We start from the raw sequence: 12,916 nt of genomic DNA, 5'->3' as shown, positions 1-12,916 counted from the left end.
GTCCGCCCATCGAAACCAAGGAGACGCTCATATGACCTTGAAGAGAAACATTCTGCTGGCGGGAGCCGTGCTCCTGGCGAGCGGCGGGCTTGCGCAGGCGGAGATGGTGGCGACGACCGTCAATGATCTCAACGTCCGCGCCGGCCCCGGCCCGCAATATCCGGCAGTCGGTCTTGCCACGCGTGGCTCGACCGCGGTGCTCGACGGCTGCATCGAAGGCAGCCGCTGGTGCCGTGTCGACGTCAATGGCATGCGCGGCTGGGTCTATGCCGATTATCTGCAGGTCGACCGCGGCGGCAGCCCCGTCATCGTCGAACAGCACCGCGCCGAGATCGGCGTTCCCGTCGTGACCTATGAGTCGACCGCCAGTGTCGTTCCCGCCGACCCGCAGCCGGCGCCGGGCGACGAATTGATCGGTCCCGTCGGGGCGGTCGAAACCATCACTCCGCCGGAAACGGTTCGCACCTATATCGACACCAACCCCGGCCAGACGGTGCAGCTCGGCGGCGATGTCGTCGTCGGTGCGGAAGTGCCCGCCGACGTCACCTTCCAGACGATCCCGGACTACGAATATCGTTATACCAGGATCAACGACCGGCCGGTGCTGGTCGATCCGGGTACGCGCCGGATCGTCTATATCTATCAGTGACGTGATCGGCAAAATGCAAAACGAGGCGGTCGTTCGGCCGCCTCCGCCGCTGTGTCTCCTCCCGCCGCCTTAATCTCGTATGGGTTGATTTTTCCTCACGCATTTTCCTGAAATATGATAAAATTCTAATATACCGAAGGTTCGGTATGGATCGGCGATCGGGGAGATCGCCAGAGGAGGAAATCATGGAAGCGTTACTTCCGCTCGTCACGCAATTGATTGCCGGCGCCATCGGCGGCAATGCCGCGAGCGCCGCGTTGAAACAGCAGGCGATGAACGTCGTCGCCCGTACGATCGCCGGCGCGATCGGCGGTGTGGGCGGCGGCATGCTGCTCAGCATGGTCGGCGGGGAAGCGGCGATGACCGGCCTGATCGCCGACGGCATCGGCGGCCTGATCGGCGGCGGCATTCTCTCGACGCTCGCCGGACTGGTCATGGCGCGGGCGCATCGGTAAGGCTCGACTCTCCGGCCGGACTGAGCGCGTGACGGATATTATCCGGCGGCGACCGCCGTCGGATAAACATCCTTCATGGTGTGGTTGATCAGGGTTTCGGAGATCGTCGACCGCGTGAAGCGATACGGCTCGGCGTGAATGACGCCGTCCTTGACGAAGAAAATGTTGGCCCGGTCGATACGTCGACCTGGCCACGATAATCGAGCATCGTCATATCCGCGCAGCCCTTGCCTTCGCAGGCGCAGGGCGCAGTCTCGCGGCAATGGTATTCGGCGATATCGGGCCGGATGCCCTTCCTGCGCCATGTCTGTTGATTGTTGCCCCCATTACGTTTTATCCACAGACGCAAGGGGAATTGTTTTGTTGCGTCGGAAGTTGCGGGCCGACCTTGGTTTCCGAAGATATGTGCGGGATGAGAAAGGAAATGCCGAGTGTCAGGACAGACCGGCCCGAAAGCAGGCAAGCCAGAGCCGCTGGCCACGCCGATGGAAGATACCGACATCATCGATTTCGAGATCATCGAGCTGTTCTTCTTCGCCTATCGCGACTTCGTTTCCGATCCTGACGCCATCCTCGAAAAGAGCGGCTTCGGCCGGGCACATCACCGCGTCGTGCATTTCGTCAACCGCAATCCAGGCATGACGGTGGCCGATCTTCTCGATACGCTGAAGATCACCAAGCAGAGCCTTGCAAGGGTGCTGAAACAGCTGATCGATTCAGGTTATATTCGCCAGGTGGCAGGCCCGGAGGACCGGCGGCAACGCAAGCTCTATCCGACCAAATCGGGACGAGAGCTGGCGCTTGCCCTTGCCGAGCCGCAATCGCGCCGCATTGAGCGGGCATTCGAAGGGGCTTCTGCGGAGGTGCGGGAGGGCGTAAAAGCTTTCCTCAGAGGGATGCGGGACAGACAGAAGGCGGAGTGAATGGCGGTCAAGACAGGTATTTCCGACGATGCAGCGCATCTGCTGGTGGTCGACGACGATTCGCGTATCCGCGCGCTGCTCAACCGTTATCTCGCGGAGAACGGTTTCCGCGTTACCGTCGCCGCCGATGGCGCCGAGGCGCAGCGCAAGCTGGCGGGCCTGGATTTCGACCTGATCATCATGGATGTGATGATGCCCGGCGAATCCGGCATCGAGGTCACCCGCGGGCTTCGCGCCATCAAGAATGTGCCGATCATCATGCTGACGGCGCTGGCGGAATCGGGCAATCGCATCGAAGGCCTGGAAGCAGGCGCCGACGATTATCTTTCCAAGCCGTTCGACCCGCGCGAACTGGTGCTGCGTATCAACAATATCCTGCGCCGCAATGCCGGCGGCGAGGGACCGAAGATCGAACAGGTGATGTTCGGCCCCTACACGTTCTCGCTCACCCGCAAGGAGCTGAAGAAGGCCAGCGAGGTGATCCGACTCACCGACCGCGAGCAGGAAATAATGCTGCTCTTTGCCCGGCGCGCCGGCGACACGATTCCCCGGCATGAACTGATCGGCAACGACACCGAGGTCGGCGAGCGGACGATCGACGTGCAGATCAACCGGCTGCGGCGTAAGATCGAGGACGATCCCGCCAATCCCGTCTGGCTGCAGACCGTGCGCGGCATCGGATACAGGCTGAGCATCGATTAAACTCAAGATCAGGACCGGCGCTGATGGCGACGATCGATAGCTTGCGGCGGGAAGACCGCACTTCTGAGCCGGGCTGGCGCTCGATCGTGCGCTGGTTGCGCAGACGGCTGCCGACCGGGCTTTATGCGCGCTCGCTGCTGATCATCATCATTCCGATGGTGCTGCTGCAATCCGTCGTCGCCGCCGTCTTCATGGAGCGCCACTGGCAGATGGTGACGGAGCGGCTGTCGCTTGCCGTCACCCGCGATATCGCGGCGATCATCGAGATCATCGAGACCTATCCGCAGAATTCGGACTATAGCGAAATCATCCGCATCGCCCGCGACCAGCTCAGCCTGCAGATCTCGATCGAGCCGGACGGCGACCTGCCGCCGCCGCGCGTCAAGCCGTTCTTCTCGATCCTCGACGGCATCCTCAGCGACGAGATCACTGACGAGATCCACCGGCCTTTCTGGATCGACACGGTCGGCAACTCGAATCTCGTCGAAATCCGCATCAAGCTGGACAACAAGATTCTGCGGGTGCTGACCAAGCGCAGCCAGACCTATGCCTCGAACACGCATATCTTCATCGTCTGGATGGTCGGCACTTCGCTGGTGCTGATCGGCATCTCGATCCTCTTCCTGCGCGGGCAGATCCGGCCGATCCTGACCTTGGCGCGCGCGGCCGAAAGCTTCGGCAAGGGGCAGAAACCCGACAATTTCTATCCGCGCGGTGCCGACGAAGTCCGGCGCGCCGGTCTTGCCTTCATTCTGATGCGCGAGCGAATCGAGCGGCAGATCGAGCAGCGCACCGCGATGCTTTCCGGCGTCAGCCACGATCTGCGCACCATCCTCACCCGCTTCAAACTGCAGTTGGCGCTTGCCGGCGACAATCCCGACCTGCATGGGCTGAACGACGACGTCAACGATATGCAGACGATGCTGGAGGCCTACATGGCCTTCGCACGCGGCGAGGTCGAAGAGGATGTCGGCGAACTGAAGCTCAGCGAGATCTTCGCCAAGCTGGAATCCGATTTCGCCCTGCACGGCAAGACATTCAACTATTCCATCGAAGGCGACGACGACATATCCGTCAGGCCGAACGCCTTCATGCGTCTCGTCACCAACCTGGCCTCGAATGCGCGTCGTTATGCGGGCCGGCTCGACATCGAGGCCAAGCACAACGCCAAATGGCTGACGGTGGTTTTCGACGATGACGGGCCGGGCATTCCGGAAAAGAACCGCGAGGACGTGTTCAAGCCGTTCTTCCGGCTGGATACGGCGCGCAACCTCGATGCTTCGGGCACCGGCCTCGGCCTTGCGATCGCCCGCGACATTGCCCGCAGCCACGGCGGCAACGTCACCCTCGGCGACAGCCCGCTCGGGGGCTTGAGAGCAACGATCCGTATTCCTGCCTAAACTAAAACAAAAGCGCCGCTGAAAAGCGGCGCTTCGGATAAGGAGTGATTGGGCGATCAGCCGGCGGTGCAGAAGTGGCTGCGACCGTCGCTGCCGATATAGGTGCCGCTGCGCGGATCGAAGGAGCGGTAACGGTAAGAGCAGTAACGCTCCCATTGTGGCGACCAGGGCTCCACCGAGGCGCGGACAGGCGCGTAATATCGCGGCTGTTCGACATATTGCGGCTGCTCGACGTAGACGCGGCGCGGGGCGCGGTAGACCGGAGCGGGCTCGTAATATCCCGGCTCGTAGGGCGGATCGATGTAGCGAGGTTCGTCGTAAACCGGGCCGCTATTGGCAATCGCCGAGCCGACAATCAGGCCGGTGGCGAGGCCGACGGCGCCGCCGACGAGGGCGTCGTTGTTGTTATGATGGCGCCAGTGGCGATCACCGGCCGATGCTTCGCCGATGACGGAGAGAGTGAGCGCGGCAGCCGTTGCCGTCAGCAGAAGAGTTTTGGCAAGCCTGTTCATAACCATCAAGTCCTAATCCCGGAAACCGAACGCCGGCTCCTTCTCGATGGTCATAGTCCTAAAGAATTATAGCTGAACGAAGGCTGAACGACAAAACCCGGCATTGCTGCCGGGCTTCAACTCGAATTCGACAGCCTTGTTAAGGGTTCAGCCCGCAATCTGCAGATTGACGGCCTTCGGGCCTTTGCCACGGCGATCCGGCTCCGTGTCGAAGCTTACCTTCTGGTTTTCCGTCAGGCCGGCCAGCCCGGAGGCTTGAACGGCAGAAATGTGAACGAAGATATCGGCGCCGCCCCGGTCCGGCTTGATGAAGCCGAAGCCTTTGTCGGTATTGAAGAATTTTACAGTGCCAGTCTCTGCCATGCCTCAGGTCCTTTTCTCTCTGCCCGCCATCCACACGGGCAGCATCATAGCATTGCCTCCTTGCGGGAGGCGTTGGCAGGCAATTCTTGAAATGTGAGAAAAAGGTCCCCTCTACCTCGGCCTGCTCCCGGCAGGACTTTCGCCCGCCATTTTCGGAACCGGCTGACCGGGATATTAGCGTTCCCGGCGCGCAAATACTTAAGGACTTCCCATGCTCGCAAAATGCCCGAACGCGCTGAGAGTGCTGCGTTTAAAGGATTTTGGCAAGCAAAAGTTTTTAGCCTGCCGTGTCGGGCAGACCCCTGCGGATATCCGATTTGCGCAAAAACGCAAAATTTTCTTCGAAGATAGGGAATGATTAACGTTTTATATCGTCTGCAATATAAGTTCCGAGCAGATTTCCCCAAAAATGCAACGTAAACGGGCTTTCCGGGTTCCGTAAATTTTTTTTGGAATCCGACATCCACCCATATTTGGACGCGTGTTCAGGTGGCCGGCAGGCGGCGGCGAGCCAATCCGGGTACGAGCTCGACTACAAGCATAGCGATAAATATGAGCGCACAACCTGTATACCCCGTCGCCGACATCGTTTCGCCGAGCAGGAGGGCCGCGAGCGATGAGCCGAACAATGCCTCGGAAGAGAGGAAGATCGCAGCCTGCGAGGGCGTGGTATAGCGCTGAGCGATCACCTGCAGCACGAAGGCGAGGCCGGAGGAAAAGATGCCGACATAGAGGATCTCTGGTCCTGCCGCCCAAATCGCCGACAGGGTGATCGGTTCGACGGCTGCGGCAACGGCAAGCGCGCAGACCGCGGTGACGGCGAATTGCGTGGCCGAGAGCGCGAGCGGCCTGCCGGTCGCAGAAACGGTCGTGCCGGCGAGGGTGATCTGGATTGCCCAGAAGACGGCGCAGACGACGGTCAGCAGATCACCTGATGTAAGCGCCGAGAGATGACCGCCGGACAGGAGATAGATGCCGGCGAGCGCCATCAGCGCGCCTGGCCAGATGATCCAATGCGGGGCACGGCGCAGGAAGAACACGGCGATCAGCGGCACGAAGACGACATAGAGACCGGTGATGAAGCTGGAATTTGTCACCGTCGTCGTCTGCAGCCCGACCTGCTGGGTGGCGGCGCCGCTGAAAAGGGCAAGGCCCGTGAGGACATAGAGTGTCGCATGGCGTCGGCTTGTCTTCACCTTGGCTTTGCGCGCTTCAAAGGTGACGAAAGGCAGCACGGCCAATGTGGCGACGGCAAAACGCAGGGCGATGAACCAGAAGGGGCCGATCGCCTTCATCGCCGTCGATTGCGCGACGAAGCCGCCGCCCCAGATGGCGGCCGCAAGCAATAGGAGGAGGTTCGCCTGAGCGCGCGTCATGTCGTCCTCAAGGGGAAGGGATGTGCCCAAGCGGTTAGCAGTTGCATTTCCTAGAGGCAAGGGTGAAGACTTCACACTTGGCGATGGAGGTGATGGCATGCAAGGCGGAAAGGGCCGGCCGGCCGACGATATGGCGGCGACGCCCGTGACGGCAGGCTATTCGGGCACGCCCCTCGGCAGGAAGCTCGGCCTTGTGCGTGGGCAGACTGCTGCCCTTCTCGGCGTTCCCGAGACGATCGACGACGTCCACGGCTTCGATGGTTTTGCCTCGGTCGCTCTTGCGCTTCCCGAAACGCCTCGGCGGGCCTTCGATTATATGCATCTTTTTGTGACTGAACGAGAGGCGCTGGAGGCAATCGCGCCAATGCTCTTGCGTGCTCTCAAACCGGACGGCATGCTCTGGATCTCCTGGCCGAAGAAGAGTTCGCGGGTACCGACCGATGTCACCGAGGACGTGCTGCGAGAGATCCTTCTTCCCACAGGCCTTGTCGACGTCAAGGTCTGCGCCGTCGACGAAATCTGGTCGGGGCTGAAATTCGTCATCCGTAGGGAATTGCGCGGCACGTTGTAATCTTTCAGCCGTTATTGGCCTCAGCACGCGAAACCCTGAGCAGCGATCCGTTCTCCTCATCCGTGACCATCAGCAGCGCGCCATCGGGCGCGACGACGATATCGCGGATTCGGCCGTATTCGCCCTCGAACAGGCGCTCTTCTGCAATGAAGGCGCCGCTCTCGTCACGCTGCATGCGTGAGAGCAGCTGGAACTTCAGTGCTGCGACCAGGAAATTGCCGTCCCATTCCGGGAACATCGCGCCGCGATAAACGGCGAGCGCACCCGGCGCGATCGACGGATCCCAGTAATGCAGCGGCTGCTCCAGCCCTTCCTTGGCGGTGCCTTCGCCGATCTCGGCGCCCGAATAGTCGCGACCGTAGGTGATGATCGGCCAGCCGTAATTCTTGCCCGCCTCGGGTTGATTGATCTCGTCGCCGCCACGCGCGCCGTGTTCCACGGTGTAGAGCCTGCCGTCCTTGGCGTCGATGGCGATGCCCTGCGGGTTGCGGTGGCCTTTCGACCAGATTTCCGGCAGCGCCTTGCCGCCGTCCCTGAACGGATTGTCCGCCGGGATGCTGCCATCGCTGTTGATGTGGATGATCGAGCCGGCATCGTCCTGCCAGTCCTGCGAGCGGTCGCGGTCGCCGCGATCGCCGACGCTGATGAAGAGCGTGCCGTCGGGGGCGATCGCGATGCGCGAGCCATATTGGATGTTGCCTGACGTGAAGCGCCGCATGGTGAAAACAGGCGTCGCCGCCTCGAGCGTCGTCTCGTCCGCGGAAAGTGTAGCACTGAAGGCTTCGGTGCCGGAACCCTGCCCATTGGCGATGGCGGCGGTGAAATAGAGTTTGCGGCTCTTGGCAAAGTCCGGAGCGAGCGCCACGTCCATCAGGCCGCCCTGGCCACGGGCGCTGACTTTGGGCACGCCGCCGATCGGGTCGGAGAGCTTGCCGTCGCGGACGATCCGCATGCGGCCCGGCCGCTCGGTGACGAGATAGGCGCCATCGGGCAAGACTTCGACCGCCCAGGGATGCTCGAGGCCGTCGGCCAGTTTGTCGACACGGACGGCAGGCCCTTGTGTGTTGACGGTATCGACCGCACCGGCCGATACGGCGCCGAACAGGACCAGCGCTGCGGCGAAATGGAAGGCGGACATTCTCTTCATTGGCTTCCCCGTCGTCTCTCACGATGAACGTGGAGTGGGGAGAGGGTGGCTTCAACCCTCATTCGGACTGCAATAACGGCTTTGTGTTTGCCGGTTGAACGGCACCCGTCGTCTTGATGTCGATCAGTTCGGCCTTCGCCTTCAGCAGGAAACCGTCGCCAATCAGCGCCAGGCCGTAAAGGGCAAGACCGGCAATGGCAAAGGCGATCGCTCTTTCGGTCGAGGAAAGGCGCCAGAGGAAAAAACCTTTCCTTCGCCGCCTCTTCGGTGCGTCGTGGGCCGTGGCGGCGGCCAGGGCGAGTTCCAGATAAGTCGGAAGCGGCTCGAATTCGGCCGCTCCCTCACTCTCATTTGCAGCTGATCTAGCGACCATCGCGCTTGGCTCCGATCACGACAATGCCCTTGAGGCGACGACGCCAGACTGCCAGCCCGCTCGCCGCCATCAGCGCCAGGAGCAGCACGGTGAGGCCGCGGGCGATCTGTTCGTCAGCGCGCGTTGCCGTCTGCGGCAGGTTCACGGTCGAGGACTTCTGTGCGATCATGGTGGCGGCCTCGGCGAAAGGACCGGAGACATCGATGGCGATGCCATTTGGCCGGACAAGGGCTGCGAACTCGGTGGAGACCTGCTGCGTCTCGGCGGCGCGGGCGGCGGAGGCAAGCCCCGGTATTGCCGCGATGCAGGCAATAAAGGCGGTAGCGACGACAAGAAACAGAACGGAAATCCGGCGCATGCGCATGAGCCGGATTGCAAACTCATCGTCCAGAAACATTGGCATACCCTCAATAACCAATTTCGGAGACCGGCAGATGATGCTTCGATCTCGGCGCGCTGACGACCGAATTGCGGCGGCGCGCGGCATTTGTTGCGGCTTATTGGTGGCGATGGCGAATTCGCGGTCCTGATAGCGCGAGATCGCCGTGTCGAGGTTCAGGTCGTGGCGGCGAGCCAACGCCCGATGTGCGCGGGGCGGGCCGGCTCGCCCGTGCGGCGAAACGATCAATAAGAATCATGTCTCGATGACGCCTTTGCGCTTGAAATGCCGTCATACATTGGACATAGAGCTAACCGCAGAACTCCGGTCCCGGCTTTCTGCCCGTTTCAACCAATAGGACCGATATCATGGCCTTCCTTGCCGATGCTCTTTCCCGTGTGAAGCCTTCAGCCACCATCGCCGTTTCCCAGAAAGCGCGCGAGCTGAAAGCGAAAGGACGCGACGTGATCGGCCTCGGCGCCGGCGAGCCGGATTTCGATACGCCCGAGAATATCAAGAAGGCCGCCATCGACGCGATCAACCGCGGCGAGACGAAGTACACGCCGGTTTCCGGTATCCCCGAGCTGCGCAAGGCGATCGCCGCCAAGTTCAAGCGCGAGAACGGCCTGGAATATTCCTGGGAGCAGACGATCGTCGGCACCGGCGGCAAGCAGATCCTGTTCAACGCCTTCATGGCGACGCTGAACCCCGGCGACGAAGTCGTCATCCCGGCGCCTTACTGGGTGTCCTATCCGGAAATGGTGGCGCTTTGCGGCGGCACGCCGGTTTTCGTTTCGGCCACCCAGGAGCACAATTTCAAGCTTCAGGCCGCCGATCTCGAAAAGGCGATCACGCCGAAGACGAAATGGTTCATCTTCAATTCGCCGTCCAACCCGACGGGTGCGGCCTATACGCATGACGAACTGAAGGCGCTGACCGACGTGTTGGTCAAGCATCCGCATGTCTGGGTGCTGACCGACGACATGTACGAGCACCTGACCTATGGCGACTTCAAGTTCGTCACGCCCGTGGAGGTAGAGCCCAGTCTTTATGACCGGACGCTGACGATGAACGGCGTCTCCAAGGCCTATGCCATGACCGGCTGGCGTATCGGCTATGCCGCCGGCCCGCTCCAGCTCATCAAGGCCATGGACATGATCCAGGGGCAGCAGACCTCGGGTGCGACGTCGATCGCCCAGTGGGCGGCTGTCGAAGCGCTGAACGGCACGCAGGACTTCATTCCTGCGAACAAAAAGATCTTCGAAGGCCGCCGCGATCTCGTCGTTTCGATGCTGAACCAGGCCAAGGGCATCGTCTGCCCGGTGCCGGAAGGCGCCTTCTACGTCTACCCCTCTTGCAAAGGCCTGATCGGCAAGACGGCGCCCTCGGGCAAGGTCATCGAGACCGATGAGGATTTCGTTTCCGAGCTTCTGGAATCGGAAGGCGTTGCCGTCGTTCACGGCTCGGCCTTCGGCCTTGGCCCGAACTTCCGCATCTCCTATGCGACATCGGAAGATCTGCTTGAGGAAGCCTGCCGCCGCATCCAGCGCTTCTGCGGCGCCTGCAAGTAAAGCGAACCGCGATAACTTCGATCCAAGGCCTGCCGGTGACGGTGGGCCTTTTATTTAGTGCGCCCAGCATGGGCGCACTCTTGTGGGTGGAAGTCCCACCGTAAGCTGGTCATGGCGAACGAAGAGAAGCGCAACTGCGGAAGGGTGACTGACCGTGGGGAGGAAGCGTGGATCGCAACTGCGGGCCGATGGACAAGAACCGGATATGAGGCGGTGCCGACCAGGGCGAGCGGGCTAATGACCGCAAAGCTCTCGTGACCAAGGGGCGGTGGCGTAAATCCGGCGGTCGTGCAGTGAAGGAGTGCGTTCTTACCTGGGGAGATCTCGCTTTGCGCCTGAAAGGGCGACGGTGCAGAGCCGGAGCGAGAAGTCAGCAGAGGCCGTAGTAGGGAGCGCCTTGGCGCAAACGAAGGGCCGAAGGAGCGGAAGGGGAAGCCGATGGTTATCGGATTTGAATGGTCTCAGATGGTCGCGCCAGCGAAGCTCGCCGATCTGGCAGGTAGGGTGAAGCCCGAAGGGTCACGGCAGCGAGAAATCAAATCCGCCGAACCAGACTAAGCAAACCCAAGCGTCAGGCCGGGAGAACGACGAGCCCGACGACTTCAACTGCTTCAACCGCCCGGTGCGGACCCGCATGCCGGGTGGTGTGGGAGGGGCGGAGCCAACAGGCTCCCCCCTATCCCGATTCCGCCGTTGACGATGTGGCTGCATGTGGCTACATTTGGCGTCATGAAGACCGTTTCGATCCGCGACGCGAAGAACCGCTTGACCGAGCTTGCTCGCGAGGTCGAGGAAGGCGAGACCATTGTCGTGACGCGGAACGGCCGGCCGGTATTCGATCTGGTGCCGCATCAGAAGCGCGGTGGTTTGAATCTGGAGGCCGGCGAGGCCTATCTCCGTTCCAAGGGTATCACGAGGACGGAGATGTATATTGCCGACGATTTCGACGATCCTTTGCCGGAAGATTTCCTTCTCAAGCCGCTGCCGTAACCATGCGTGTGCTGCTTGATACTCATATGGTGATTGCTATCGCGCAGAAGAAGCTGACCGACCGCTTTCCGCGTGTCGAGCAGTTGCTTTCAGACGGGGCCGCCAGCGGTTTCGTCAGTGTCGCCAGCCTCTGGGAAATTGCCATCAAGACAAGACTTGGCAAATTGCAGCCGGGATTGCCGCTTGAGACCATTCCCGTCTATCTCCGGGAAGCCGGATTGATGATCCTGCCTGTCGATATCCCACACGTCATCACCACCGCCGATCCCGAGCCGGAGACGCGTGATCCCTTTGATCGGCTGTTGCTGGCGCAGTGCAAGGTCGAAGGCTTGCAACTCGCCACCGTCGACCGGCTGCTCGTCGATCATCCTCTGGCGCTGCGACTATAGCTCACATGCCGATTCAACGCGTTGCCGCATTGAATCCGCTTCGCCTCGCAAGTCGTTGAATTCCGATTCAAAACGTGACGGGGAGTGCCGCTGGGGCGGGTGTTCTGCGGTTGCGGGCGGACGCCAAACCAACTAGATATCCGGCATCAAGTTCAATTTACCGCTTCGGGGGGCCGGATTTTGCAGCAGAGTGCCGTCATCGTCTGTTCGGATGTCAACATGCTGCCGGCCGCCTGCTGTACTCTGCTTTCCGTCAAGCGCAATCTTACGAATGCTGGTGTCGAGTTCCTGCTTCTCGGCATCGACCTCAAGCCGAACGAGGTCGCCGAGATCGACAATTTTGGGCGGCTTCACGGTATGGCGATCAGGGTGCTGCCCTATAAGACGCCCGATACCGGTCTCCAGGCGCGGGGCCGCTGGTCCGCCGCCACGCTGGCGCGGCTCTACATGGATCGGGATATACCCGACCATATCGAACGCCTGCTTTACCTCGATGCCGATGTGCTCGCGGTGGCATCCGTCGACGAGCTCTTCACCCTCGATTTTCAGGGTAAGGCGCTTGCCGCCGTCGACGACTATGTCATGGCCTTTCCCGAAAAATCAGGCGCGCGCCAGCGCAAGATCGGCATGGGCGAGCGCGGCCGTTACTTCAATGCCGGCGTATTGCTGTTCGATTGGTCGGTCTGCCGGGCGAGGGGGCTTTTCGCCAGGACCCGGGAAATCTACGAGGAGCGGTCGCACCTGTTCGAGAACAACGACCAGGATGCGCTGAACGTTGCTTTCGATAGCGACTGGCTGGTGCTCGATCCGCGCTGGAATACGCAGACGGGCTTGCTGCCTTTCGTCGACCGGCCGGCCATCTTTCATTTTACCGGCCGCAAGAAGCCGTGGCAGGCGAACGTTCCCTGGGTGCACCGGCGGATGGCCGATCGTTATGCCGAAGATCTTCGCAACACGCCCTGGGCGTCTTTCTGCCGGCAGCCGTCGATGACGGACCGAGTGGCGGGCTTCTTCTCGCATGTGGGAAAGCAGATCGGCGGGCTGACGCGGCTTGCCCGGATGCGCGCCTATTTCAGCAACAGCTAGTCGGGCGGACGGAGCGCGTCGTCCTTGGAA

The 12,916-nt window shown here is 61.3% G+C and carries 15 protein-coding genes and 2 pseudogenes; 10 read left to right on the top strand and 7 right to left on the bottom strand.

Translation table 11 applies throughout. The annotated features are described in order from the left end of the window. Nucleotides 1–31 precede the first annotated feature (31 nt). Together GGD57_RS10420 and GGD57_RS10415 are read left to right on the top strand one after the other, a co-directional pair. The gene (locus GGD57_RS10420; RefSeq protein ID WP_184469400.1) at nucleotides 32–649 is read left to right on the top strand and encodes a DUF1236 domain-containing protein; all 618 of its coding nucleotides are present in this window, start codon (nucleotides 32–34) and stop codon (nucleotides 647–649) included. A gap of 185 nt (nucleotides 650–834) precedes the next feature. Continuing rightward, on the top strand, nucleotides 835–1,104 hold the full coding sequence (locus tag GGD57_RS10415) for a hypothetical protein (RefSeq protein ID WP_184469398.1): 270 nt from the start codon (nucleotides 835–837) through the stop codon (nucleotides 1,102–1,104). 38 nt (nucleotides 1,105–1,142) lie between these two features. Here GGD57_RS10415 and GGD57_RS10410 read toward each other — a convergent pair whose 3' ends face one another. Next, nucleotides 1,143–1,409 carry a hypothetical protein gene (locus GGD57_RS10410; RefSeq protein WP_184469395.1) on the bottom strand — a complete coding sequence of 89 codons (267 nt, stop codon included), beginning with the start codon at nucleotides 1,407–1,409 and terminating at the stop codon, nucleotides 1,143–1,145. 126 nt (nucleotides 1,410–1,535) lie between these two features. Here GGD57_RS10410 and GGD57_RS10405 point away from each other — a divergent pair, with 126 nt between their 5' ends. From GGD57_RS10405 to GGD57_RS10395, 3 genes are read left to right on the top strand one after another with little or no spacing between them, the layout of a single operon-like run. After that, nucleotides 1,536–2,027, top strand: coding sequence for a MarR family transcriptional regulator (locus GGD57_RS10405; RefSeq protein WP_184469393.1), 492 nt, complete (start codon nucleotides 1,536–1,538; stop codon nucleotides 2,025–2,027). Beyond that, nucleotides 2,028–2,729, top strand: a complete 702-nt coding sequence (locus GGD57_RS10400; protein WP_010068070.1) for a response regulator — start codon at nucleotides 2,028–2,030, stop codon at nucleotides 2,727–2,729. It abuts the gene before it with no gap. Between the two features lie 23 nt (nucleotides 2,730–2,752). Beyond that, a complete protein-coding gene (locus GGD57_RS10395; RefSeq protein WP_184469391.1) occupies nucleotides 2,753–4,129 on the top strand; it encodes an ATP-binding protein in 1,377 nt (458 codons plus the stop codon). 56 nt (nucleotides 4,130–4,185) lie between these two features. Here GGD57_RS10395 and GGD57_RS10390 read toward each other — a convergent pair whose 3' ends face one another. From GGD57_RS10390 to GGD57_RS10380, 3 genes are all read right to left on the bottom strand, one after another. Beyond that, nucleotides 4,186–4,641, bottom strand: a complete 456-nt coding sequence (locus GGD57_RS10390) for a BA14K family protein (protein WP_085739007.1) — start codon at nucleotides 4,639–4,641, stop codon at nucleotides 4,186–4,188. Between the two features lie 147 nt (nucleotides 4,642–4,788). Further along, the gene (locus tag GGD57_RS10385) at nucleotides 4,789–5,004 is read right to left on the bottom strand and encodes a cold-shock protein (RefSeq protein ID WP_003561293.1); all 216 of its coding nucleotides are present in this window, start codon (nucleotides 5,002–5,004) and stop codon (nucleotides 4,789–4,791) included. A 485-nt stretch (nucleotides 5,005–5,489) separates the two neighbouring features. After that, nucleotides 5,490–6,380: a DMT family transporter gene (locus GGD57_RS10380; RefSeq protein ID WP_184469389.1), complete on the bottom strand. Its 891-nt coding sequence runs from the start codon at nucleotides 6,378–6,380 to the stop codon at nucleotides 5,490–5,492. 97 nt (nucleotides 6,381–6,477) lie between these two features. Here GGD57_RS10380 and GGD57_RS10375 point away from each other — a divergent pair, with 97 nt between their 5' ends. Then, complete coding sequence (locus GGD57_RS10375) at nucleotides 6,478–6,951, top strand: DUF3052 domain-containing protein (RefSeq protein ID WP_184469387.1); 474 nt, start codon at nucleotides 6,478–6,480, stop codon at nucleotides 6,949–6,951. 4 nt (nucleotides 6,952–6,955) lie between these two features. Here GGD57_RS10375 and GGD57_RS10370 read toward each other — a convergent pair whose 3' ends face one another. The 3 genes and pseudogenes from GGD57_RS10370 to GGD57_RS10360 all read right to left on the bottom strand — a co-directional run. Beyond that, on the bottom strand, nucleotides 6,956–8,098 hold the full coding sequence (locus GGD57_RS10370) for a PQQ-dependent sugar dehydrogenase (protein WP_184469385.1): 1,143 nt from the start codon (nucleotides 8,096–8,098) through the stop codon (nucleotides 6,956–6,958). Nucleotides 8,099–8,213: 115 nt separating this feature from the next. Then, nucleotides 8,214–8,471 (bottom strand): annotated as a pseudogene (locus GGD57_RS10365) (class GN sortase); the annotation flags it as partial. Next, a pseudogene (locus GGD57_RS10360) lies at nucleotides 8,461–8,706 on the bottom strand (marine proteobacterial sortase target protein); the annotation flags it as partial. The pseudogenes GGD57_RS10365 and GGD57_RS10360, both read right to left, overlap by 11 nt. A 512-nt stretch (nucleotides 8,707–9,218) precedes the next feature. On the opposite strand from GGD57_RS10360, the gene GGD57_RS10350 reads away from it, so the two are divergent. The 4 genes from GGD57_RS10350 (at nucleotide 9,219) to GGD57_RS10335 (ending at nucleotide 12,886) form a co-directional block, all read left to right on the top strand. Next, nucleotides 9,219–10,421, top strand: coding sequence for a pyridoxal phosphate-dependent aminotransferase (locus tag GGD57_RS10350; protein ID WP_097610875.1), 1,203 nt, complete (start codon nucleotides 9,219–9,221; stop codon nucleotides 10,419–10,421). A 729-nt stretch (nucleotides 10,422–11,150) separates the two neighbouring features. Beyond that, nucleotides 11,151–11,411 carry a type II toxin-antitoxin system Phd/YefM family antitoxin gene (locus GGD57_RS10345; RefSeq protein ID WP_011652922.1) on the top strand — a complete coding sequence of 87 codons (261 nt, stop codon included), beginning with the start codon at nucleotides 11,151–11,153 and terminating at the stop codon, nucleotides 11,409–11,411. A gap of 2 nt (nucleotides 11,412–11,413) precedes the next feature. Continuing rightward, nucleotides 11,414–11,800: a type II toxin-antitoxin system VapC family toxin gene (locus GGD57_RS10340; protein WP_184469383.1), complete on the top strand. Its 387-nt coding sequence runs from the start codon at nucleotides 11,414–11,416 to the stop codon at nucleotides 11,798–11,800. A gap of 180 nt (nucleotides 11,801–11,980) precedes the next feature. Next, nucleotides 11,981–12,886 (top strand): glycosyltransferase family 8 protein, encoded by a 906-nt coding sequence (locus tag GGD57_RS10335; protein ID WP_184469381.1) that lies wholly within the window; start codon nucleotides 11,981–11,983, stop codon nucleotides 12,884–12,886. Nucleotides 12,887–12,916 lie beyond the last annotated feature (30 nt).

This window comes from Rhizobium esperanzae, from assembly GCF_014197615.1.
Lineage (GTDB): Bacteria > Pseudomonadota > Alphaproteobacteria > Rhizobiales > Rhizobiaceae > Rhizobium > Rhizobium esperanzae_A.
This window is presented reverse-complemented; position numbering and strand designations above follow the sequence as displayed.

Bases quoted from the DNA above. Each gene is read 5' to 3' on its own strand.
- GGD57_RS10370 (WP_184469385.1), bottom strand. From the start codon at position 8,098: ATGAAGAGAATGTCCGCCTTCCATTTCGCCGCAGCGCTGGTCCTGTTC.
- GGD57_RS10340 (WP_184469383.1), top strand. From the start codon at position 11,414: ATGCGTGTGCTGCTTGATACTCATATGGTGATTGCTATCGCGCAGAAG.
- GGD57_RS10410 (WP_184469395.1), bottom strand. From the start codon at position 1,409: ATGGCGCAGGAAGGGCATCCGGCCCGATATCGCCGAATACCATTGCCG.
- GGD57_RS10380 (WP_184469389.1), bottom strand. From the start codon at position 6,380: ATGACGCGCGCTCAGGCGAACCTCCTCCTATTGCTTGCGGCCGCCATC.
- GGD57_RS10385 (WP_003561293.1), bottom strand. From the start codon at position 5,004: ATGGCAGAGACTGGCACTGTAAAATTCTTCAATACCGACAAAGGCTTC.
- GGD57_RS10390 (WP_085739007.1), bottom strand. From the start codon at position 4,641: ATGAACAGGCTTGCCAAAACTCTTCTGCTGACGGCAACGGCTGCCGCG.
- GGD57_RS10420 (WP_184469400.1), top strand. From the start codon at position 32: ATGACCTTGAAGAGAAACATTCTGCTGGCGGGAGCCGTGCTCCTGGCG.
- GGD57_RS10375 (WP_184469387.1), top strand. From the start codon at position 6,478: ATGCAAGGCGGAAAGGGCCGGCCGGCCGACGATATGGCGGCGACGCCC.
- GGD57_RS10345 (WP_011652922.1), top strand. From the start codon at position 11,151: ATGAAGACCGTTTCGATCCGCGACGCGAAGAACCGCTTGACCGAGCTT.
- GGD57_RS10415 (WP_184469398.1), top strand. From the start codon at position 835: ATGGAAGCGTTACTTCCGCTCGTCACGCAATTGATTGCCGGCGCCATC.
- GGD57_RS10395 (WP_184469391.1), top strand. From the start codon at position 2,753: ATGGCGACGATCGATAGCTTGCGGCGGGAAGACCGCACTTCTGAGCCG.
- GGD57_RS10400 (WP_010068070.1), top strand. From the start codon at position 2,028: ATGGCGGTCAAGACAGGTATTTCCGACGATGCAGCGCATCTGCTGGTG.
- GGD57_RS10350 (WP_097610875.1), top strand. From the start codon at position 9,219: ATGGCCTTCCTTGCCGATGCTCTTTCCCGTGTGAAGCCTTCAGCCACC.